The organism is Pseudomonas sp. GL-RE-29, assembly GCF_019947275.1.
Taxonomy (GTDB): Bacteria; Pseudomonadota; Gammaproteobacteria; order Pseudomonadales; family Pseudomonadaceae; genus Aquipseudomonas; species Aquipseudomonas fluorescens_A.
Window position 1 is genome coordinate 26,071 of record NZ_JAGYGD010000026.1, and the last position, 20,451, is coordinate 46,521.

Annotated in this window: 21 protein-coding genes; 13 read left to right on the forward strand and 8 right to left on the reverse strand. The window is 58.8% G+C overall.

Annotated elements, in window-relative coordinates:
• Nucleotides 1-43: 43 nt before the first annotated feature.
• Nucleotides 44-631 (reverse strand): hypothetical protein, encoded by a 588-nt coding sequence (locus KGB21_RS20370; RefSeq protein WP_223506527.1) that lies wholly within the window; start codon nt 629-631, stop codon nt 44-46.
• A 49-nt stretch (nt 632-680) separates the two neighbouring features.
• Nucleotides 681-968, reverse strand: coding sequence for a hypothetical protein (locus KGB21_RS20375; protein WP_034149476.1), 288 nt, complete (start codon nt 966-968; stop codon nt 681-683).
• 198 nt (nt 969-1,166) lie between these two features.
• On the opposite strand from KGB21_RS20375, the gene KGB21_RS20380 reads away from it, so the two are divergent.
• The 3 genes from KGB21_RS20380 to KGB21_RS20390 all read left to right on the forward strand — a co-directional run bounded on the left by KGB21_RS20380 (nt 1,167) and on the right by KGB21_RS20390 (nt 4,818).
• On the forward strand, nt 1,167-2,225 hold the full coding sequence (locus tag KGB21_RS20380) for a PA0069 family radical SAM protein (protein WP_034149475.1): 1,059 nt from the start codon (nt 1,167-1,169) through the stop codon (nt 2,223-2,225).
• Nucleotides 2,226-2,467: 242 nt separating this feature from the next.
• Nucleotides 2,468-3,199 (forward strand): carbonic anhydrase, encoded by a 732-nt coding sequence (locus KGB21_RS20385; protein WP_034149474.1) that lies wholly within the window; start codon nt 2,468-2,470, stop codon nt 3,197-3,199.
• Between the two features lie 92 nt (nt 3,200-3,291).
• Entirely contained in the window at nt 3,292-4,818 is a 1,527-nt protein-coding gene (locus KGB21_RS20390; RefSeq protein ID WP_034149473.1) for a SulP family inorganic anion transporter, read from the forward strand.
• 105 nt (nt 4,819-4,923) lie between these two features.
• On the opposite strand, the gene KGB21_RS20395 is transcribed toward KGB21_RS20390, so the two are convergent.
• Nucleotides 4,924-5,574 (reverse strand): hypothetical protein, encoded by a 651-nt coding sequence (locus KGB21_RS20395; RefSeq protein WP_034149472.1) that lies wholly within the window; start codon nt 5,572-5,574, stop codon nt 4,924-4,926.
• A 370-nt stretch (nt 5,575-5,944) separates the two neighbouring features.
• Between KGB21_RS20395 and coxB the strand changes: the two genes are divergently transcribed.
• The 4 genes from coxB to KGB21_RS20415 all read left to right on the forward strand — a co-directional run bounded on the left by coxB (nt 5,945) and on the right by KGB21_RS20415 (nt 10,371).
• The gene (gene coxB / locus KGB21_RS20400) at nt 5,945-7,072 is read left to right on the forward strand and encodes a cytochrome c oxidase subunit II (protein WP_223506528.1); all 1,128 of its coding nucleotides are present in this window, start codon (nt 5,945-5,947) and stop codon (nt 7,070-7,072) included.
• An 82-nt stretch (nt 7,073-7,154) separates the two neighbouring features.
• Nucleotides 7,155-8,741, forward strand: a complete 1,587-nt coding sequence (gene ctaD / locus KGB21_RS20405; protein WP_034149470.1) for a cytochrome c oxidase subunit I — start codon at nt 7,155-7,157, stop codon at nt 8,739-8,741.
• 165 nt (nt 8,742-8,906) lie between these two features.
• Nucleotides 8,907-9,458, forward strand: a complete 552-nt coding sequence (locus KGB21_RS20410; protein WP_034149469.1) for a cytochrome c oxidase assembly protein — start codon at nt 8,907-8,909, stop codon at nt 9,456-9,458.
• Nucleotides 9,459-9,483: 25 nt separating this feature from the next.
• Nucleotides 9,484-10,371: a cytochrome c oxidase subunit 3 gene (locus KGB21_RS20415; protein ID WP_034149468.1), complete on the forward strand. Its 888-nt coding sequence runs from the start codon at nt 9,484-9,486 to the stop codon at nt 10,369-10,371.
• A gap of 3 nt (nt 10,372-10,374) precedes the next feature.
• On the opposite strand, the gene KGB21_RS20420 is transcribed toward KGB21_RS20415, so the two are convergent.
• On the reverse strand, nt 10,375-10,578 hold the full coding sequence (locus KGB21_RS20420; protein WP_008064738.1) for a twin transmembrane helix small protein: 204 nt from the start codon (nt 10,576-10,578) through the stop codon (nt 10,375-10,377).
• Nucleotides 10,579-10,648: 70 nt separating this feature from the next.
• Between KGB21_RS20420 and KGB21_RS20425 the strand changes: the two genes are divergently transcribed.
• From KGB21_RS20425 to KGB21_RS20445, 5 genes are read left to right on the forward strand one after another with little or no spacing between them, the layout of a single operon-like run.
• Nucleotides 10,649-11,389, forward strand: a complete 741-nt coding sequence (locus tag KGB21_RS20425; protein ID WP_223506529.1) for an SURF1 family protein — start codon at nt 10,649-10,651, stop codon at nt 11,387-11,389.
• Nucleotides 11,355-11,945 carry a hypothetical protein gene (locus tag KGB21_RS20430; RefSeq protein WP_223506530.1) on the forward strand — a complete coding sequence of 197 codons (591 nt, stop codon included), beginning with the start codon at nt 11,355-11,357 and terminating at the stop codon, nt 11,943-11,945. Before KGB21_RS20425 ends, KGB21_RS20430 begins: the two co-directional genes overlap by 35 nt.
• 10 nt (nt 11,946-11,955) lie before the next feature.
• Nucleotides 11,956-13,029: a COX15/CtaA family protein gene (locus KGB21_RS20435; protein ID WP_223506531.1), complete on the forward strand. Its 1,074-nt coding sequence runs from the start codon at nt 11,956-11,958 to the stop codon at nt 13,027-13,029.
• Nucleotides 13,017-13,916 carry a heme o synthase gene (gene cyoE, locus KGB21_RS20440; protein ID WP_223506532.1) on the forward strand — a complete coding sequence of 300 codons (900 nt, stop codon included), beginning with the start codon at nt 13,017-13,019 and terminating at the stop codon, nt 13,914-13,916. The genes KGB21_RS20435 and cyoE overlap by 13 nt, the downstream gene beginning before the upstream one ends.
• On the forward strand, nt 13,913-14,548 hold the full coding sequence (locus KGB21_RS20445) for an SCO family protein (RefSeq protein WP_223506533.1): 636 nt from the start codon (nt 13,913-13,915) through the stop codon (nt 14,546-14,548). The genes cyoE and KGB21_RS20445 overlap by 4 nt, the downstream gene beginning before the upstream one ends.
• A gap of 204 nt (nt 14,549-14,752) precedes the next feature.
• Here the strand turns inward: KGB21_RS20445 and KGB21_RS20450 are convergent, their stop codons facing one another.
• The 3 genes from KGB21_RS20450 to KGB21_RS20460 form a co-directional block, all read right to left on the reverse strand.
• Nucleotides 14,753-15,523, reverse strand: coding sequence for a MetQ/NlpA family ABC transporter substrate-binding protein (locus KGB21_RS20450; RefSeq protein WP_223506534.1), 771 nt, complete (start codon nt 15,521-15,523; stop codon nt 14,753-14,755).
• Nucleotides 15,524-15,595: 72 nt separating this feature from the next.
• Nucleotides 15,596-16,270, reverse strand: a complete 675-nt coding sequence (locus KGB21_RS20455) for a methionine ABC transporter permease (protein ID WP_034149461.1) — start codon at nt 16,268-16,270, stop codon at nt 15,596-15,598.
• Entirely contained in the window at nt 16,270-17,277 is a 1,008-nt protein-coding gene (locus KGB21_RS20460; protein WP_034149460.1) for a methionine ABC transporter ATP-binding protein, read from the reverse strand. The genes KGB21_RS20455 and KGB21_RS20460 overlap by 1 nt, the downstream gene beginning before the upstream one ends.
• Nucleotides 17,278-17,486: 209 nt before the next feature.
• Between KGB21_RS20460 and katE the strand changes: the two genes are divergently transcribed.
• Nucleotides 17,487-19,625 (forward strand): catalase HPII, encoded by a 2,139-nt coding sequence (katE, locus tag KGB21_RS20465; protein WP_223506535.1) that lies wholly within the window; start codon nt 17,487-17,489, stop codon nt 19,623-19,625.
• 86 nt (nt 19,626-19,711) lie between these two features.
• On the opposite strand, the gene KGB21_RS20470 is transcribed toward katE, so the two are convergent.
• Nucleotides 19,712-20,425, reverse strand: coding sequence for a PA5502 family lipoprotein (locus tag KGB21_RS20470; RefSeq protein WP_034149458.1), 714 nt, complete (start codon nt 20,423-20,425; stop codon nt 19,712-19,714).
• Nucleotides 20,426-20,451: the final 26 nt, after the last annotated feature.

Below are 20,451 nucleotides of genomic sequence, written 5' to 3' on the forward strand. Positions count from 1 at the left end.
ACAGAATCGTCAGGGAACCCGGCAGACTTCAGGCGACGCGGGCTTACAATTTCAGCTTGAAGAAGGCTTTGACCAGGTCTACCAGACCGGGCGTTTCTTCGAAATTGTAGGTATAAGAATAATTTTTACTGACTGAAAAACTCGCCCCTTCATCAAAAGATTCAGCGTTAAAGGAAGAGTCAAGTTCTGGCTTCTCACTATCCGCCAGATCAAGCACTTCAATTCGAACCACGTGTCTCAAAGGCCCGACAGGTTGAACAGGTTTTGCAGGATCAAATACCTCTACAAGATCGAGGTAATTTCGAGAAAGAAAAACTCCATACTCCGGGTTTATGACTGACTGACGGTAAAATGCAAAGCCCAGCTCAGTGATTGCACTGATATCTTTTTCATCAATGCTTCCGTCCGGAATGACATTTATGTTCGACCACGGGTCGAAATCGAGCCTGTACTCTTCGGCACCACCGGTGTTTATGCGCAAGACCATGACTGTAACTTTGTCAAAGCGATCAGACCATTTCAGATCATCCGCATCTTCAGTTTGTGCTCTTACCAATTTAATAATTATTTTATTACTTTCATTGGTTTCTACTCGCTGAAGATAAACGCCTTTTCTACGGGGCTCCCACATGATAATTATCCCTGGCTACCATCCCTGCTGCGTTTAACCGGAAAATCCGTTATGGATTGACGATACTCGCATAGGCCTTGGCCAGCGCCAGCATTCTGGCCTTGTCTTCATTATCGATGTCGCCATCACCATCTACATCTTTCGCCTTGCTAATACTGAAAGTTTTTCCACCATCGTAAGACGACGCAATGTAGATACTGGAGTCCAACAACTTGTCACCTTCATCCTGACCTGACTCTTTCAGAGCGAATTGCATCGAAACCAATACTTCATTGGGATCAACGACGGTAGGGCCAAGCTTTTGAAGAAAGATGCCACGACGATTAAAATACGACATTGTAAAATCCTTTTCATTGATATTCGCGATTATGTTAACTACGAGAAAACAATACCTATATTCCTAACATGTAAACCAGCCCTTATATGTTTCTGTTAATTGCCTGTTGAACATATAAAAGTAAAAAGGTGCCGAACGGCAGTGGCATGCCGACAGATCCCGCGATACTGTATGCACATACAGCATAAGGACTCTTCCATGCAAACGCCCTTACCCCCTCGTGGTCGCGGCACCGCGACCAACCCGCACAACCGCTTCGCCCCCAATCGCTCGGTGACCGAGGATGACGGCTGGTATCAGGAAGTGCCGATGACTCAAGGCACCGAGGTGCGCATCGAGACGGCGAAAACCATCATTACCCGCAACACCTCGCCGGACCTGCCCTTTGATCGCTCGATCAATCCCTATCGAGGTTGCGAGCACGGTTGCATCTACTGCTACGCGCGACCCAGCCACGCCTATTGGGACATGTCACCGGGGCTGGATTTCGAAACCCGATTGATCGCCAAGACCAACGCCACGGATGTGCTGGAGCAACAGCTTTCCAAACGCGGCTATCAATGCGCGCCGATCAATCTCGGTTCCAACACCGATCCTTATCAGCCGATCGAACGCGAGTACAAGATCACCCGCCAAACCCTTGAAGTGCTGCTGCGCTACCGTCATCCGGTGACCATCGTCACCAAGGGCTCGCTGATACTTCGAGACCTGGATCTGTTGACCGAGCTTGCCAGCCAAAGACTGGTGGCGGTGATGATCAGCCTGACCACCCTTGACGACGAACTCAAACGCATCCTCGAACCTCGCGCCGCAGCACCGAAGGCTCGGCTGCGGGCGATCAGGGTCATGCGTGAGGCAGGGATTCCGGTGGGGGTACTGTGTTCACCGATGATTCCGATGATCAACGACAGCGAACTCGAAAACCTTCTCACCGAGGCCCAGGCGGCCGGGGCGCAGAGCGCTGCTTATATGATGCTGCGCTTGCCGCTGGAAGTGGCGCCGCTGTTCGAGGAATGGCTGGCCGCTCACTATCCGCAACGTGCTGCTCATGTCCTGAGCCTGATTCGCCAGAGCCGTGGTGGTGAGCTCTACGACAGTCGATTTGGCGCACGGATGCGCGGCGAAGGCCCTTTTGCAGACCTGTTGGCGCAGCGCTTTGCCAAAACCATCAAGCGTCTGGGGCTCAATCATCGGGAAAGTTTCAACCTGGACTGCGAAGCCTTCTGTCCGCCGGGTCGCCAAATGTCGTTGATTTAAGGACAATTGGCCTATGGTTTAGTATTGGGCAACGCGCCCAGGATTTAGGCTGGTCACTTTTTTTGTGACCTGGAACACACGTTTTAGAGCATTGATTCAGTTTGAGTTAAGATTCGGCCGCTACCTTGTTCATCGAGTGACTGATGGGTCGGGATCGTTGACCTGGATGTTTTTTAACCAGCCACTGGCTTCACACCGGACAAACGGGAAAGCTTCCCTGAATCCGCCAAAGAGGATGAATCATGAGTGACAAGGATAAACAGCCGTTGGCTGCGTCGGCTTCAGCCCAACCCGAGGCGGAAACCGCCGATGCAGCGCTGCAGCATATCGTTGACGGCTTTTTGCATTTTCATCACGAGATCTTTCCGCAACAGGAAGAACTCTTCAAAAAACTCGCCACCGCCCAGCGGCCGCGAGCCATGTTCATCGCCTGCGCCGATTCGCGCATCGTTCCTGAGTTAATCACCCAAAGCGCCCCCGGCGACTTGTTCGTCACCCGCAACGTCGGCAACGTCGTGCCGCCGTACGGGCAAATGAACGGTGGTGTGTCCACCGCCATCGAGTACGCCGTGCTGGCTCTCGGTGTGCATCACATCATCATTTGCGGGCATTCCGACTGTGGCGCGATGCGCGCAGTGCTCAACCCGCAAAGCCTGGAAAAAATGCCCACGGTCAAAGCCTGGCTTCGGCATGCCGAAGTGGCGAAAACCATGGTTCAGGACAACTGCAACTGCGCGAACGAAAGCGAAAGCATGCACATCCTCACCGAAGAGAATGTGATCGCCCAATTGCAGCATTTGCGCACGCACCCGTCGGTGGCCTCGCGCATGGCCAATGGTCAGTTGTTTATCCACGGTTGGGTCTACAACATCGAAACCAGCGAAATCAAAGCCTACGACGCTGACCAAGGTTGTTTCCTGCCGCTCAATGGCAGCCTGCCGATGCCGGTGGCGACGCCCAAAGCGCGCTTCTAAATACTCCTAAAAATCCCCGTGTGGTTTAGCCGTGGCTGCCGATCAGGCAGCCTGGCTTTGCCATGCCTGAAGAAAACTTCGGGAGAATCATTATGCGTGCTGCGCAACTCAAAGCTGTTCTGCCACGGGAGTTATTGGCTTCCGTGGTTGTGTTTCTGGTCGCCCTGCCCTTGTGCATGGGCATCGCGATCGCTTCAGGGCTTCCCCCGGCAAAAGGCCTGATCACCGGGATCATCGGTGGTTTGGTAGTGGGCTGGTTGGCGGGTTCGCCGCTGCAGGTCAGCGGCCCCGCAGCGGGACTGGCTGTGCTGGTGTTCGAACTGGTGCGCGTACATGGTGTGGCCATGCTCGGGCCGATCCTGCTGCTGGCGGGGTTTCTGCAACTGGTGGCCGGCCGGTTGAAACTGGGCTGCTGGTTTCGGGTGACGGCGCCAGCCGTCGTTTACGGCATGCTCGCCGGCATTGGCGTGCTGATCATCCTGTCCCAGGTGCACGTGATGCTCGACGCCGCGCCGAAACCCTCAGGGCTGGATAACCTCGCAGCGTTCCCAAGCGCCGTGGCTCAAGCCTTGCCTTCTTTAGGCTGGCAGGCCGGTTTGCTTGGGCTGGGGACGATCGCCGTGATGTGGCTGTGGGAAAAATTCCGCCCCCATGCCCTGCGTTTCGTTCCCGGCGCACTGCTTGGCGTCGGCCTCGCCACTGTTGCCAGCCTGGCCTTGGCGTTGCAAGTTAAACGGGTGGAAGTCCCGGCTAACCTGGCTGAAGCCATCGACTGGCTGAAACCGGCGGATTTGCTGAACCTGGCTGATCCCACGTTGTTGATTGCAGCGTTCGCAGTGGCGTTTATTGCCAGTGCAGAAACCCTGCTATCCGCCGCCGCAGTAGACCGCATGCACAGTGGCCAGCGTTCGGACTTCGATCGCGAACTGTCTGCCCAAGGTGTCGGCAATATGCTCTGCGGACTGCTCGGCGCGTTGCCAATGACCGGCGTAATCGTGCGCAGTTCGGCCAACGTGCAGGCCGGTGCTACCACCCGGTACTCGACGATTTTCCACGGATTGTGGCTGCTCGCGTTCGTGTTGTTGCTGTCGAGCGTGCTGCAAAGCATTCCGGTGGCGAGCCTGGCCGGCGTGTTGGTGTACACGGGATTCAAACTGGTCGACCTCAAGGTCTTTCGCGGTTTGGGTCGTTACGGCCGGATGCCAATGTTCACCTACGCCGCGACGGCGCTGGCAATCATATTCACTGACTTGCTGACCGGTGTGCTGATCGGCTTCGGCCTGACCCTGGCCAAACTGGCGTGGAAAGCTTCGCGCTTGAAGATCAGCCTGATCGATCTGCCGCAGGACGGCGAAATGGAGTTGCGTCTGGTAGGTGCAGCGACGTTCCTTAAAGTGCCGGCGTTGACGCAGGTACTGGGCAGCATTCCTGCCGGCGCGACGGTGCATGTGCCGCTCAATAATCTGAGCTACATCGATCACGCGTGTCTCGAATTGCTGGAGGAATGGGGTCGGGCCAATGCAGCGAAGGGTTCGAAGCTGTTGATTGAAGCGCGGGGGTTGAAGCGTCGGCTTGAAGGGCGGGTGAGGACCACCGCCGGAGTAGGTTCCACAGGATAAGCCTTGTAGGAGCCTGGCTTGCCGGCGATGAACGATAACGCGGTTGATCTGACAGACCGCGTCATCGTTCATCGCCGGCAAGCCAGCTCCTACAGAAATCTGGACTTATGCCACCGGCTGATCCAGCTCCAGGCCTACGCCCAGGCGGCGGGACATGCACGGCCAGCGTTTCCACGCGGCGCCGGTGTCCGGGCTGCTCAGCTTCTCGCGGTAGGCTTCGACCGACTCCAGCGCAAAGCTTTCTTCGTTGAGCATCTCGTCGATGGCGTGATGCACCGCCTCGTCCAGTTGGTTGGCAAATTCCTCACCGATCAATTGGTGAGCGATCAGGTTGGCGACAGTCATGTCCAAGGGGATCAGTGGCTGGCCGAAATGCTTGATGTACAGGTCGTTGACCTCTTCGACAAACCGGTGCGCCAGATAGGCCTCGTCCAGCAGGCTGTCGAGCCCGACGTGGCCGGCCATGATGGCAGGCGGCTGGAGGAAGTATTGCTCGGCGATTTTCAGTACCGGTTTGATCTGTGACTCAATGCCCGCTTCCCTGGCGACTTCATTGGCTGCATCCAGCAGATCAGGAACTTCGTCGATGTAGGCGGCGACAAAACGCGTCAATACGCCGTTGGCATCCGCTTCCGGCAGTTGGATCGCCGGGTGTAAATTAGGCAGTTTGGTTTCCAGCTGACGCGTCAGCAGGCCGGTCTCGGCTTCGTGTTGTTGGGCTTTTTGGATCTGCTCGCGCAATGCGGCGGTGTTCATGAAAACTCCAGGAAACAAGGCAATGAAATAGGAAAGACATAACTTAGCTGGCTTACGAAAAACGCTAAGACGCATTTGTCATAATTATTTCATCCTTGAGACATCGACGTTATATCGATTCGCCACCACTCGTCTGCATCCTTCTCCATTCGTGACCTGCAATGCAAGTTAATGCTGTTTCAGTAGATTTACGCCTTCACATTGCGAGGTGGGAGTCGCTGTCTATACTCGGGTTGGAATGGAGTTAGCTGATGACGCCCGACTGCATATGCAGCAAGGCCCGGCGATTCAAGTTCGTAGTCTGAAACAGCCGCTCCCTTGCCGCAGGTGAAAGCCGGCGGGATAACAAGAACGATAAGGGGAACCCGCAATGATGCGACATCCACATGTCTGGATGGGCCTCCTGTTGTGGTCGATTTTCAGTCAGGCGCAAGCGGCCTGGACTGTGAATATGGCGCCTGGAGCGACTGAAATCAGTCACGCTGTTTTTGACCTGCACATGACCATTTTCTGGATCTGTGTAGTGATCGGCATCATCGTCTTCGGCGCCATGTTCTGGTCGATGATTCTGCACCGCCGCTCGACCGGGCAGGTGGCGGCAAAATTTCATGAAAGCACCACCGTCGAAATCCTCTGGACCATCGTGCCCTTCATCATCCTGGTGGCCATGGCGGTTCCCGCGACGGCGACCCTGATCAAGATGTACGACGCCAGTGAGCCGGATATCGATATCCAGGTCACCGGCTATCAGTGGAAATGGCACTACAAATACCTGGGCCAGGACGTCGAGTTCTTCAGCAACCTGGCCACGCCCGCCGATCAGATCCACAACAAAGAAGCCAAGAGCGAGCACTACTTGCTCGAGGTCGACAAGCCTTTGGTGCTGCCGATCGGCGCCAAGGTGCGCTTCCTGGTGACATCCGCCGATGTGATCCACTCCTGGTGGGTACCGGCCTTCGCGGTCAAGCGCGATGCGATCCCGGGGTTCGTCAACGAAGCCTGGACGCGCATCGAAAAGCCCGGCATCTTCCGCGGCCAGTGCGCCGAGCTGTGCGGCAAGGATCACGGCTTCATGCCGATCGTGGTCGAGGTCAAGGAGAAGGCCGATTACGAAAAATGGCTGGGCGAGCGCAAGGCCGAAGCCGCGCAACTCAAGGAGCTGACCAGCAAGGAATGGACCCTCGACGAGCTCAAGGAGCGCGGCGACAAGGTTTATCACACCACGTGCGTAGCCTGTCACCAGGCCGAAGGTCAGGGCTTGCCGCCGATGTTCCCGGCGCTCAAGGGCTCGAAAATCGCCACCGGACCGATCAAGGATCACCTGAGCATCGTCTTCCACGGCAAGCCTGGCACCGCGATGGCGGCGTTCGGCAAGCAGCTCTCGGAAGTCGATATTGCGGCGGTCGTGACCTACGAACGTAACGCCTGGGGCAACAACAAGGGCGACATGGTCACTCCGAAAGAAGTGCTGGAGCTGAAACAGGCGGAAAGCAAATGACCCGGTCCATTGCGCACGTAAGCAACCGGTCGGGGCAGCGCGCCCCGGCCCGCCCAGCCCATTCGTTGACAGGAGAAAGGCCATGAGCGCCGTCATCGATGACCATGGTCATGCCGACCACGCCCACGGCCCCGCCAAAGGCCTGATGCGCTGGGTGCTGACCACCAACCACAAGGACATCGGCACGCTGTACCTGTGGTTTGCGTTTTCCATGTTCCTGCTCGGCGGCTCGTTCGCGATGGTGATTCGTGCCGAGCTGTTCCAGCCCGGGCTGCAAATCGTCCAGCCGGAATTCTTCAACCAGATGACCACCATGCACGGTCTGGTGATGGTGTTCGGTGCGGTGATGCCGGCCTTCGTCGGCCTCGCCAACTGGATGATCCCGCTGATGATCGGCGCGCCGGACATGGCCCTGCCACGGATGAACAACTTCAGCTTCTGGTTGTTGCCGGCGGCGTTCATCCTGTTGGTGTCGACCCTGTTCACTCCCGGCGGCGGACCTAACTTCGGCTGGACGTTCTACGCCCCGCTGTCGACGACCTACGCACCGGAAAGCGTGACGTTCTTCATCTTCGCCATCCACCTCATGGGGATCAGTTCGATCATGGGCGCGATCAACGTGATCGCCACCATCCTCAACCTGCGCGCCCCCGGCATGACGCTGATGAAGATGCCGCTGTTCGTCTGGACCTGGCTGATTACCGCATTCCTGCTGATCGCGGTGATGCCGGTGCTGGCCGGGTGCGTGACGATGATGCTGATGGACATCCACTTCGGCACCAGCTTCTTCAGTGCTGCCGGCGGCGGTGACCCGGTGCTGTTCCAGCATGTGTTCTGGTTCTTCGGTCACCCCGAGGTGTACATCATGATCCTGCCGGCCTTCGGTGCCGTCAGCTCGATCATCCCGACCTTCTCGCGCAAGCCGCTGTTCGGCTACACCTCGATGGTCTACGCCACGGCGAGTATTGCGTTCCTGTCGTTCATCGTCTGGGCGCACCATATGTTCGTGGTCGGCATTCCGCTGGTGGGCGAGCTGTTTTTCATGTACGCCACGCTGCTGATTGCGGTGCCGACGGGCGTGAAGGTGTTCAACTGGGCCAGCACCATGTGGCAAGGCTCGCTGACCTTCGAGACACCGATGCTGTTTGCCGTGGCGTTCGTGATCCTGTTCTCCATCGGCGGTTTCTCCGGGTTGATGCTGGCCATCGCCCCGGCGGACTTCCAGTACCAGGACACTTACTTCGTGGTTGCGCACTTCCACTATGTACTGGTGCCGGGGGCGATCTTCGGGATCTTCGCCTCGGCCTACTACTGGCTGCCGAAATGGACCGGCCACATGTACGACGAAACCCTCGGCAAGCTGCACTTCTGGCTGTCGTTCATCGGCATGAACATGGCGTTCTTCCCGATGCACTTCGTGGGCCTGGCGGGGATGCCACGGCGGATTCCGGACTACAACCTGCAATTCGCCGACTTCAACATGGTGTCGTCGATTGGCGCGTTCATGTTCGGCACCACGCAGCTGTTCTTCCTGTTCATCGTGATCAAGACCATTCGCGGCGGCCCGCCGGCACCGGCCAAACCATGGGATGGGGCGGAAGGGCTGGAGTGGAGCATTCCGTCACCCGCGCCGTATCACACCTTCACCACGCCGCCGGAAGTGAAATGAACACTGCAAGCCTTATGGGCGCGGGCTCTTGTGGCGAGGGAGCTTGCTCCCGCTCGGCTGCGAAGCAGACGAAAAGCTTTTGGGGCCGCTCCGCGACCCAGCGGGAGCAAGCTCCCTCGCCACAGTTTCGCGTTCCCACAGGGTTTTGTGTGGAGGGCGTGAATCATGGCTGATTCGATTTCGATGAAGAAGCTGGTCACTCGGCTATTGCTGGTGGTGGTCGCGATGTTTGTCTTCGGCTTTGCCCTGGTGCCGATCTACGACGTGATGTGCAAGGCGTTCGGCATCAATGGCAAGACTGCCGGGCAGTACGAAGGCGAGCAAACGGTCGATACCTCGCGGCAGGTTCGCGTGCAGTTTCTGTCGACCAATTCCGCCGACATGTCCTGGGATTTTTATCCCAAGCACGATGAACTGACGGCCAACCCCGGGGCGGTGAACGAGATGATCTTCATTGCACACAACCCCACCGACAAGCCGATGAGCGCCCAGGCCGTTCCAAGCATCGCGCCCAGCGCAGCGGCGGCGTACTTCCACAAGACCGAATGTTTCTGCTTTACCCAGCAAGTGCTGCAACCCGGGCAGCGGATCGAGATGCCGGTACGTTTCATCGTTGACCGCGACATGCCCAAGGATGTGAAGCACCTGACGCTGTCCTACACGCTGTTCGATATCACCGCCCGACATCCACCGGTCGCAGTAAACACTGGCGGTTGAGCGTGCCCGATAAGGAGAACAATAAATGGCAACTCATGAGCATTATTACGTTCCGGCCCAGAGCAAATGGCCGATCATCGCCACAGTCGGGATGTTCGTCACGGTGCTCGGCCTGGCCACCTGGTTCAACGATCTGAAAGCAGCGCGGCCGGAATCCCATGGCCCGCTGATCTTTTTCGTCGGTGGCCTGCTGCTGGCTTACATGCTGTTCGGCTGGTTCGGCACGGTGATCAAGGAAAGTCGCGGCGGCTTGTACAGCGCCCAGATGGATCGCTCGTTCCGCTGGGGCATGAGCTGGTTCATTTTCTCGGAGGTGATGTTCTTCATCGCCTTCTTCGGCGCGCTGTTTTATGTGCGCCACGTCTCCGGGCCGGCCCTCGGCGGTGAAGGCGCCAAAGGCATTGCGCACATGCTATGGCCGAACTTCGAGTTTGTCTGGCCACTGCTGAACAACCCGGATTCCAAACTGTTTCCGCCACCCAAAGACGTCATCAGCCCTTGGGGCTTGCCGCTGCTCAACACCGTACTGCTCGTGAGTTCCAGCGTCACCGTGACCATCGCCCACCACGCGCTGAAAAAAGGCCATCGCGGCGCGCTGAAACTCTGGCTGGCGATCACCGTGTTGCTGGGCTGCGCGTTCCTCGGCTTTCAGGCCGAAGAATACATCCACGCCTACCACGAACTGGGCCTGACCCTGGGTTCGGGCATCTACGGCGCCACGTTCTTCATGCTCACCGGGTTCCACGGCGCCCACGTGACCATCGGCACCATCATCCTGTTCGTGATGCTGATGCGGGTCATGCGCGGGCACTTCGACAACGAGCACCAATTCGGTTTCGAGGCCGCGAGCTGGTACTGGCACTTCGTGGACGTGGTGTGGATCGGGCTGTTCGTTTTCGTCTACGTACTCTGAGTGCTACCACGGCGCATGTGACACCAACTGGCCGCTGAAAAAACCCCAGGCAATCAAGCCGACGGTAATGGCGGCCAGCGCGACACGGACACTCAAGGCAATGACGAGGCGGTTCGAGCTGCTGTCGTCCTTGACCAGAAAAAACAGGCCGCTGAACAGGCTGACAACCGTGGCAATCAGCATCAGGACGATGGCTGCTTTGAGCATGGTGAGACTCCGGGGGACAAGCGATGCACTTGAGTATAGCTATCGCGATGACCGACTTTCTGGCGATGCCATGAAGCGCTTTCGGCCGGGCATTGTGCCGACGCTGGTGGTGGCGCTGTTGCTGCCGCTGCTGGTGTCGCTCGGGTTCTGGCAATTGAGCCGGGGCGCGGAGAAAAGCGCGCTGCTGCAAAGCTACGCCGAGCGCCGGGCCGCCGAACCGATGGCCAGTACCGAGCTGCAACACACCGCAGACCCAGCCTTTCGCCGGGTGCGCCTGCACGGCCAGTTCGACGCCGCCCACAGTCTGCTGCTGGATAACCGCCAGCGCGACGGCAAGGTCGGGGTCGAGTTGCTGCAACCGTTCCAGGATCAAGCCACCGGGCTGTGGCTGCTGGTCAATCGTGGCTGGCTGCCATGGCCGGACCGTCGCACTCCGCCGCAATTCACGACACCGACCAATGCCTTGAGCGTCGACGCCTGGGTCTACGTATCTCCCGGTGCGACGTTTCAATTACACGCGGACCCGAGCACCACCGCTTGGCCACAACTGATTACGGCGGTCGAGCCGGCGAAGCTCTGGACAGCCCTCGACCGGGACGGCTTCGCCTACGAATTACGCGCAGAAACCGGACCCGCTACTTACCAGGCCGATTGGCCCGTGGTTGCCATGGGCCCAGAAAAACATATCGCTTATGCCGTGCAGTGGTTCGCCATGTCGATCGCCCTGCTCGGTCTTTATCTCTACCTCGGCTGGCACAACGCAAAGGAGAAACACCATGGGAGCGGCCATGAATCCACCCAGCATGTCTGAGGCGAAAACGCCGAACCGGCGCAAGGGCCGTTTGCAGCTGCTGCTGATTCTGCTCGGGGTGATCGGTCCGATGATCCTCGCCACCGGCATGTACAAATTACAGTTCTGGGTGCCGGAAGGTCGCAGCTATCACGGCGAACTGATCGGCAATGGCCAGACCCGCGCCGACCTTGGGGTGCAGGCCGATGATCAGCGCTGGCAATTACTGGTGACGGCGCCGAAGGATTGTTCGGTGGATTGCCAGCAACTGGTGTACCTGGCGCGGCAGGTCCAGATCGGCCTCGGTCGCGATGCCGGGCGTGCCAGTCACGCATTGGCGGCGGCACAACCACTGAGCAGTGATTACGACGCCAAGCTCACCCGTGAGTATCCGCAATTGCAACGCTATCCCATGGATCTGACCACCTTCAGCAAGACCACGGGTGACCAGGCCGTGCCGCAGCTGTGGATCATCGACCCTCACGGCAATCTGGTGCTGCGCTACGACCCGTCGGTCAAGGGCAAAGACCTGCTCAACGACCTGCGTCACCTGCTGAAACTGTCGAACATCGGATAAGGGCATCGTCATGGCCAAACCTGGATTTCGCCTCGCGCTGTTTGCCACCTTGCTGGCACTGATTGTGGTGTTGCTCGGCGCCTACACCCGCCTGACCCACGCCGGCCTCGGTTGCCCGGATTGGCCGGGCTGTTATGGCTTCATCAGCGTGCCGAAAAGCGAAGCGCAACTGGCCCATGCCGAATTGCATTTTCCTGATACGCCCGTCGAAGCCCACAAGGGCTGGAACGAGATGATCCACCGCTACTTCGCCGGCACGCTCGGGTTGCTGATCTCGGTGTTGGCCGGGCGCGCCTGGGTTCATCGTCGGCATCCGGGGCAACCGGTGAAATTGCCGTTGTTCCTGTTGGCGGTGGTATTCGCCCAAGCGGCGTTCGGCATGTGGACGGTGACGCTCAAGCTCTGGCCGCAAGTGGTGACCGGGCATTTGCTCGGCGGCTTTGCCACATTGAGTCTGCTGTTTTTGCTCACACTGCGGCTGTCCGGCGTGCTGCCAGCGCTGACCGTCCCACGGCGTTTGCAGTATTGGGCGACTGCCGGGCTGCTGCTGGTGATCGGGCAAATCGCCCTCGGCGGCTGGGTCAGTTCCAATTACGCCGCCGTGGCCTGTATCGACTTTCCGACCTGCCACGGCCAATGGCTGCCCCCTGCAGACTTCGCCAATGGCTTTCACCTGACCCAACACATCGGCCCGAACTACCTCGGCGGACAACTGGACAGCGATGCCCGCACGGCGATTCACCTCACACACCGTATCGGCGCGTTGCTGGTGACGCTGGTGCTGCTCGGCCTGGCCTGGCAACTGAAGGTGGTTGGCATGACACGTCTGGCGGGCCTTGTATTGGTCGCCCTCGCAGCGCAAATCACGCTGGGCATCAGCAACGTGGTGTTTCATCTGCCACTGCCGGTGGCTGTCGCGCACAACGCCGGGGGCGCCGCGCTGCTACTGACGATGGTGCTGGTCAATTATCACGCGCGAACCAGTCTGGTTCGGGTCAAGCAGCCGACACGCTGGCGCTTCAGCCCGCGTAAACATTCAGCCGGGCCCATAACAATAAAAGGAGAGATGCCATGGCGATTCTGATCGGCGAACGTCACAGTCAGGCGATCTGGCGTGATTACCTGGAGCTGACCAAGCCGAAAGTGGTGGTGCTGATGCTCATCACCTCGCTGGTGGGGATGTTCCTCGCGACCCGCGCCGGGGTGCCGTGGACGGTGCTGGTGTTCGGCAATCTGGGAATCGCCTTGTGTGCCGGTGGCGCGGCAGCGGTCAATCATGTGGTGGATCGGCGGATCGATGCCGTCATGGCGCGCACCCACAAACGCCCTTTGGCTGAAGGCCGGGTGTCACCGGCCGCGGCGCTGACCTTTGCCTTGGTGCTGGCGCTGCTCGGCCAGGCCTTGTTGCTGGCCTTCACCAATCCGCTGACCGCGTGGCTGACCCTCGCCTCCCTGCTCGGCTACGCGGTGGTCTACACCGGTTTTCTCAAGCGTGCGACGCCGCAGAACATCGTCATCGGCGGCCTGGCCGGTGCCGCTCCACCACTGCTCGGCTGGACCGCTGCCACCGGCCATGTCAGTGCCGAACCGCTCCTGCTGGTGCTGATCATCTTCGCCTGGACCCCACCGCACTTCTGGGCGCTGGCGATCCACCGCAAAGAGGAATACGCCAAGGCCGACATTCCGATGCTGCCGGTCACCCACGGCGAGCATTACACCAAGGTCCACATCCTGCTTTATACCGGCGCGTTGCTGGCCGTCAGCCTGATGCCATACGTGATCCACATGAGCGGCCTGCTCTACCTGATTTGCGCCATCGTCCTCGGCGCGAGGTTTCTGCAATGGGCCGTGGTGCTGTACCGTGGCACTCGGCCGCACGCGGCGATCAACACCTTCAAGTACTCTATTTACTACTTGTTCCTGCTGTTCATCGCCCTGCTCGTAGACCACTACTTATTGTTGAACCTATGACCCGAACCCAGAAAACCGTCTTCATTCTCGTCGCCCTGATCGCGCTGGTCCTGGGCCTGACCATCAACAAAGTGCTCTCCGGCAAAGGCCAGGGCGACCCGACGGCACTGATCGACGCTGGCATTATTTTGTTGCCACAAAGCCGCAACCTACCGGACGTGACGATGACCGATCAGGACGGCAAACCTGTGGCTATCAACGAACTGAAAGGTAAGTGGAGCCTGCTGTTTTTCGGCTACACCTTCTGCCCGGACATCTGCCCAACCACCCTCGCCCAACTGCGCCAGATCAAAAGCGAGTTGCCGCCGGAGGCTGTGGACAAGTTGCAGATCGTGCTGGTCAGCGTCGACCCGAATCGTGATACGCCGAAACAACTCAAGCAGTACCTGGGTTACTTCGACCCGCAGTTCATCGGCCTGACGCCGACGTCTATTGAAGAACTGCAAAAAGTCGCCAACGCGGTGAGCATTCCGTTCATCCCGGCGGATACCAGCAAGCCGAACTACACCGTCGATCACAGCGGCAATCTGGCCGTGATCGGGCCGGACGGGACGCAGCGCGGGTTCATTCGGGCGCCGTTGAATAATGTGAAGCTGGTGGCGCAATTGCCGGTGATGCTCAAGCGTCAGTAATCACTACGCGTTGCGCCTAGGGAAAATGCATAACCCTGTAGGAGCCGGCTTGCTGGCGATGGTCGTTAGCGATAATGCGTGTGGTCTGGATAAACGCGGCGCACTTGGCTCCATCGCCAGCAAGCCGGCTCCAACAGGGGCTGTATTTCAGGCATAAAAAAATGGGGCGCATTCAATGCGCCCCATTTTTGTTACCGCTTCAGATCAGAACGCCGGCACGACCGCGCCTTTGTACTTCTCGAGAATGAAGGCTTTCACTTCAGGGCTGTGCAGTGCAGCAACCAGTTTCTGCATCGCGGCGCTGTCCTTGTCTTCCGGACGAGCGACCAGGATGTTCACGTAAGGCGAGTCGCTGCCTTCGATGACCAGCGCATCCTTGGCCGGATCAAGCTTGGCTTCCAGCGCGTAGTTGGTGTTGATCAGGGCCAGGTCAACCTGGGTCAGCACGCGCGGGATGGTCGCGGCTTCCAGTTCGCGGAACTTCAGGTCTTTACTGTTCGCGGTGATGTCTTTGACGGTCGACAGGATGTTGGTCGGATCCTTCAAAGTAATCAGGCCGGCCTTGGCCAGCAGCAACAGCGCACGGCCGCCGTTGGTGGCATCGTTCGGGATCACCACGTTGGCGCCGCCCGGCAATTCGGTCAGCGCTTTGTACTTGCTGGAGTAAGCGCCCAGCGGTTCCAGGTGCACGCCGGCCACGGAAACCAGGTTAGTGCCCTTGGCCTTGTTGAACTCATCGAGGTACGGCTGGTGCTGGAAGAAGTTGGCGTCCAGGCGTTTTTCGGCAACCTGTACGTTCGGCTGGATGTAGTCGGTGAAGACTTTAACCTTCAGGTCCACGCCTTCTTTGGCCAGGGCCGGTTTAACGAACTCGAGGATTTCCGCGTGTGGGACCGGGGTCGCCGCGACAGTCAGGGTGTCGGCGTGGGCGGAAAAGGCTGCAACGGCAGCGAATGCGACGAGTAGTTTTTTCATACAGCTAACTCCTTGTGGGTGCCCGCTTGCGGCGCCCGTTTGGCGCCTGCCAGCGAATGGCCGGCTCATTGATCATTTACGAGAGAAGTGGACAACCAGTTTGTCGCCGACGGTTTGCAGGACCTGTACCAGCACCAGCAGCAACACCACCGTGACCACCATCACGTCAGTCTGGAAACGCTGGTAACCGAACCGGATCGCCAGGTCACCCAGCCCACCCGCGCCGACTACACCGGCCATTGCCGTGTAGGACACCAGTGTAATGGCTGTCACCGTAATCGCCGCAAAGATGCCGGGACGGGCTTCAGGCAGCAAGGCATTGGTGATGATCTGCCGCGTCGTTGCGCCCATGGACTGAGTCGCTTCGATAATGCCGCGATCCACTTCACGCAACGCGGTCTCAACCAATCGTGCGAAGAACGGCGTGGCGCCCACCACCAATGGCGGGATCGCACCCGCGACACCGAGGGACGTACCGGTGATCAACACCGTGAACGGAATCATCACGATCAGGAGAATGATGAACGGCAGCGAACGCAGGATGTTCACCACCAGTGACAGCATCGCGTACACGCCTTTGGCCTCGAGCAACTGACGCGGGCTGCAAAGGAACAGCAACACGCCCAGCGGCAGGCCCAGCAATACCGTGAACAACAGCGAACCGCCGAGCATCAGCAAGGTGTCGCCGGTGGCCAGCCAGATTTCGAACCAGTCGATGTTGGCGAAGAAAGTGGTCAGGGCTTCCATTAGCGCAGCACCTCCATGTGGACGTCGGCTGCGGTGAAGCGGGCGAAGGCCGCTTCCATGTCACCACCGGTCACGGCCAGGGTCAGTTGCCCGTAAGGGATGTCTTTGATGCGATCGATGCGACCGGCCAGGATGCTGTAGTCCACACCCGTTTCGCGAGCGACGGTTCCGAGCAGCGGCGCGTAGGTCGCTTCGCCCTGGAAGGTCAGACGTACGATGCGACCCGGCACGTGAGCGAAGTCATCGCGCTGTTCGCCTTCGTCGATCTGTTCGTCTTCTTGCACGAAGCGCTTGGTGGTCGGGTGTTTCGGATGCAGGAACACATCGGCCACCGTGCCTTGCTCAACGATCACGCCAGCGTCCATCACGCCGACCTGGTCGCAGACCCGGCGGATCACATCCATTTCATGGGTGATCAGTACGATGGTCAGCTTCAGCTCGCGATTGATCTCGGCCAGCAATTGCAGGACCGACGCCGTGGTTTGCGGGTCGAGGGCGCTGGTGGCTTCATCGCACAGCAGAATTTTCGGCTTGGTCGCCAGGGCGCGGGCAATGCCGACGCGCTGCTTTTGCCCGCCGGACAATTGTGCCGGGTACTTGTTGGCGTGGTCGGACAAACCCACCCGCGCCAGCAATTCGGCGACGCGCTGGTCGATTTCAGCGCGGGACATTTCACCGGCCAGCGTCAGCGGCAGCGCGACGTTGTCGGCAACCGTCTTGGATGCCAGCAGGTTGAAGTGCTGGAAGATCATCCCGACCTGTTGACGGAAACGGCGCAGGCCATTGGCGTCGAGCGCGGTGACTTCTTCGCCGTCGACGAAGATCTTGCCGCCACTGGAGTTCTCCAGGCGATTGATCAGACGCAGCAGAGTACTTTTTCCCGCACCGGAGTGGCCGATGAGGCCGAAGACCTGGCCGTTCTCAATCGTCAGACTGGTCGGGTGCAGGGCGGGGATATCCTTACCGGCGACGCGGTAGGTTTTATGGACGTTTTGAAACTCGATCACGTAGCGAACCTTGTGGGGCGCGTTGGAAAAGGATCAGCGGTTAGCCGGGCGCGCATTTTAGCCTGTCCGTATAGAGGTTCTTAGCATTTATTTCGCATTCATCCAGTCATTTGGCAATAACGCGATCAAAGGTCAGATAAAAGGAACGGCTAAAACCCTCATCAGTCACTACTTAAGCATCTCGAAAATACCCCGAGGAGTTACGCCTGATGAGTACGAAAAAGCCTGCCGCCCCCAAGAGCGCACTGGCCGGGACCGATACCCCGGACCGCAGCAACACCAACACCAAACTCGATAGCCTGGAAAACTTCCGCTCCGACGCCACCGGCCAGGCCTTGCGCACCAATCAAGGCGTGAAGGTGGCGGACAATCAGAACACCCTGAAGGTCGGCGCCCGTGGGCCATCGCTGCTGGAAGATTTCATCATGCGTGAAAAGATCACGCACTTTGACCACGAACGCATTCCCGAGCGCATCGTGCATGCGCGGGGTACGGGGGCCCATGGTTTCTTCCAGTCCTACGAGAACCACTCCGTCCTTACCAAAGCCGGTTTCCTACAAGATCCTGGGAAGCAGACACCCGTATTCGTTCGGTTTTCTACCGTGCAGGGCCCCCGTGGTTCCGGCGATACCGTGCGCGATGTACGTGGGTTTGCCGTGAAGTTCTTCACCGACGAAGGTAACTTCGACCTGGTGGGCAACAACATGCCGGTGTTTTTCATTCAGGACGCCATTAAGTTTCCGGATTTCGTCCACGCGGTAAAACCCGAACCGCACAACGAGATTCCTACCGGCGGCTCGGCCCACGATACGTTCTGGGACTTTGTTTCGTTGGTCCCGGAGTCGGCGCACATGGTGATTTGGGCCATGTCCGACCGGGCCATCCCGAAAAGCCTGCGCAGCATGCAGGGCTTCGGTGTGCACACCTTCCGGCTGATCAACGCCGAAGGTAAATCGCGCTTTGTGAAATTCCACTGGCGTCCTACAGCCGGCACTTGCTCCCTCGTGTGGGACGAAGCGCAGAAACTGGCGGGCAAAGACACCGATTACCACCGTCGCGATCTCTGGGAAGCCATCGAGATGGGGGACTATCCGGAGTGGGAGCTGGGCGTCCAGGTCATCGAGGAGGAAAACGAACACGCCTTCGATTTCGACATCCTCGACCCCACCAAGCTGATTCCCGAAGAGCTCGTTCCCATTACACCGCTGGGGAAAATGACCCTCAACCGCAATCCGGACAACTTCTTCGCTGAAACCGAGCAGGTCGCTTTTTGCCCAGGGCATATCGTGCCGGGGATCGACTTCTCCAACGATCCGCTGCTGCAAGGTCGGCTGTTTTCCTACACCGACACGCAGATCAGCCGACTCGGTGGACCGAATTTTCACGAAATCCCGATCAACCGTCCGGTAGCACCGTTCCACAACGGTCAGCGCGATGCGCTGCACCGCACCACCATCGATAAGGGTCGCGCCTCCTACGAGCCGAATTCCATCGACGGCGGCTGGCCGAAAGAAACCCCGCCCGCCGCTCAGGACGGCGGCTTCGAGAGTTATCCGGAACGTATCGACGCCAACAAAATCCGCCAGCGCAGCGAGTCGTTCAGCGACCACTTCTCCCAGGCGCGCCTGTTCTTCCACAGCATGAGCAAGCACGAGCAAGAGCACATCATCTCGGCCTATAGCTTTGAACTGGGCAAGGTTGAACGAGAGTTCATCCGTGCGCGTGAGGTCAACGAGATCCTCGCCAACATCGATCTGGAGCTGGCCAAGCGCGTGGCGCAGAACCTCGGCCTGCCTGCGCCAAAAGCCGGAACTGTCGACGTGCCAAAAATCTCTTTGGAGCGTTCGCCAGCCCTGAGCCAGGCCAACCTGCTGCCGGGCGATATCAAAACCCGCAAAGTGGCGATTCTGGCGGCCAATGGCGTTGATGGCGCCGCGATTGATGCAATGAAAAAAGCGCTGGAAGCCGAAGGTGCGCACGCTAAATTGCTCGGCCCTACCTCGGCTCCGGTCACCACCGCCGACGGCAAAATGCTGCCGGTGGATGCATCGATGGAAGGCATGCCGTCCATTGCCTTCGACGCGGTGTTCGTACCCGGAGGTGCAGCGTCAATCAAGGCGCTGAGCGCGGACGGCGTTGCGTTGCACTACCTGCTTGAGGCCTACAAACACTTGAAAGCGATCGCGTTGCATGGCGAGGCGAAGCAGTTGCTGGATGTGTTGAAGCTGGAGGTGGATGCGGGATTGATCGTGGGCGCTGATGCCAAATTGACCAAGCCGTTTTTTGCGGCGATTGGGCAGCATCGGGTTTGGGATCGGGAGCCGAAGGCGAAGGCGATTCCGGCTTAATAAAGCAAAAGATCGCAGCCTTCGGCAGCTCCTACAGGGTAATCACCCATCTCTGTAGGAGCTGCCGCAGGCTGCGATCTTTTCTTTTAAGGCTTACGCGGACTCAACACCATCTGCGCCGGAACGCTGCGAATAATCTGCCGCTCCAGGTTGAGGTCAAATTGCGGATCGAGTTTCTTCACTCGCTTGGTCAGCAAATTCGCCAACCACGGATAGTCATCCGTGCGCGGCGCCTGAATGCTCACATCACACTGAAAATTCACTACATCGGCGGCGATAGCGTCCAGTTGACGACGCAACTTGGCCATATCGTTGATGTTCAACGCAACGGTGGTGCTTTCAGCCGTCGGGTCGATGACCTTGGCTTTGGGCTGGGCTTCGGCAGCCTTGAGGGCGGCTTCGGCTTTTTCCAGTTCAGCTTTGCGGGCTTGAGCGATGGAGCCGTTGACGCCACCGGTCAGCGCCGGAGCCTTGGGCATCAACGCGCGGGCACGGGCCAAAGCAGTGGCCGCGGCATTCACGTCGCCTTTTTGCAACACAATCTGACTGCGCATCAGATAGGCCTCGGCCAATTGCCGCTGATATTGCTCAAGGGATTGATCGTTGGGCGATTCGGCCTGCAAAGCCGCCAGCTGATCTTCGGCCGTGGCCAACTCGCTGCTGGCGAGGCTTTGCTCAAGCTGTGCAATGGCCGTGGCCCGCGCATCGGTGGCCTCAGTGGCCGCCGGTGGCGTGCTTTGGCAAGCGCCCAGCAGCAAAGAAAATGCGACAAGGAGCAGATAACGGGAGGCGAACTTCATTCCTGCGACTCTCTATTTGCGCAAAA

Excerpts from the sequence above, each read along its gene's own strand:
- KGB21_RS20370 (WP_223506527.1), bottom strand. The coding sequence starts at position 631 with ATGTGGGAGCCCCGTAGAAAAGGCGTTTATCTTCAGCGAGTAGAAACC.
- KGB21_RS20375 (WP_034149476.1), bottom strand. The coding sequence starts at position 968 with ATGTCGTATTTTAATCGTCGTGGCATCTTTCTTCAAAAGCTTGGCCCT.
- KGB21_RS20380 (WP_034149475.1), top strand. The coding sequence starts at position 1,167 with ATGCAAACGCCCTTACCCCCTCGTGGTCGCGGCACCGCGACCAACCCG.
- KGB21_RS20385 (WP_034149474.1), top strand. The coding sequence starts at position 2,468 with ATGAGTGACAAGGATAAACAGCCGTTGGCTGCGTCGGCTTCAGCCCAA.
- KGB21_RS20390 (WP_034149473.1), top strand. The coding sequence starts at position 3,292 with ATGCGTGCTGCGCAACTCAAAGCTGTTCTGCCACGGGAGTTATTGGCT.
- KGB21_RS20395 (WP_034149472.1), bottom strand. The coding sequence starts at position 5,574 with ATGAACACCGCCGCATTGCGCGAGCAGATCCAAAAAGCCCAACAACAC.
- coxB (WP_223506528.1), top strand. The coding sequence starts at position 5,945 with ATGATGCGACATCCACATGTCTGGATGGGCCTCCTGTTGTGGTCGATT.
- ctaD (WP_034149470.1), top strand. The coding sequence starts at position 7,155 with ATGAGCGCCGTCATCGATGACCATGGTCATGCCGACCACGCCCACGGC.
- KGB21_RS20410 (WP_034149469.1), top strand. The coding sequence starts at position 8,907 with ATGGCTGATTCGATTTCGATGAAGAAGCTGGTCACTCGGCTATTGCTG.
- KGB21_RS20415 (WP_034149468.1), top strand. The coding sequence starts at position 9,484 with ATGGCAACTCATGAGCATTATTACGTTCCGGCCCAGAGCAAATGGCCG.
- KGB21_RS20420 (WP_008064738.1), bottom strand. The coding sequence starts at position 10,578 with ATGCTCAAAGCAGCCATCGTCCTGATGCTGATTGCCACGGTTGTCAGC.
- KGB21_RS20425 (WP_223506529.1), top strand. The coding sequence starts at position 10,649 with ATGAAGCGCTTTCGGCCGGGCATTGTGCCGACGCTGGTGGTGGCGCTG.
- KGB21_RS20430 (WP_223506530.1), top strand. The coding sequence starts at position 11,355 with ATGGGAGCGGCCATGAATCCACCCAGCATGTCTGAGGCGAAAACGCCG.
- KGB21_RS20435 (WP_223506531.1), top strand. The coding sequence starts at position 11,956 with ATGGCCAAACCTGGATTTCGCCTCGCGCTGTTTGCCACCTTGCTGGCA.
- cyoE (WP_223506532.1), top strand. The coding sequence starts at position 13,017 with ATGGCGATTCTGATCGGCGAACGTCACAGTCAGGCGATCTGGCGTGAT.
- KGB21_RS20445 (WP_223506533.1), top strand. The coding sequence starts at position 13,913 with ATGACCCGAACCCAGAAAACCGTCTTCATTCTCGTCGCCCTGATCGCG.
- KGB21_RS20450 (WP_223506534.1), bottom strand. The coding sequence starts at position 15,523 with ATGAAAAAACTACTCGTCGCATTCGCTGCCGTTGCAGCCTTTTCCGCC.
- KGB21_RS20455 (WP_034149461.1), bottom strand. The coding sequence starts at position 16,270 with ATGGAAGCCCTGACCACTTTCTTCGCCAACATCGACTGGTTCGAAATC.
- katE (WP_223506535.1), top strand. The coding sequence starts at position 17,487 with ATGAGTACGAAAAAGCCTGCCGCCCCCAAGAGCGCACTGGCCGGGACC.
- KGB21_RS20470 (WP_034149458.1), bottom strand. The coding sequence starts at position 20,425 with ATGAAGTTCGCCTCCCGTTATCTGCTCCTTGTCGCATTTTCTTTGCTG.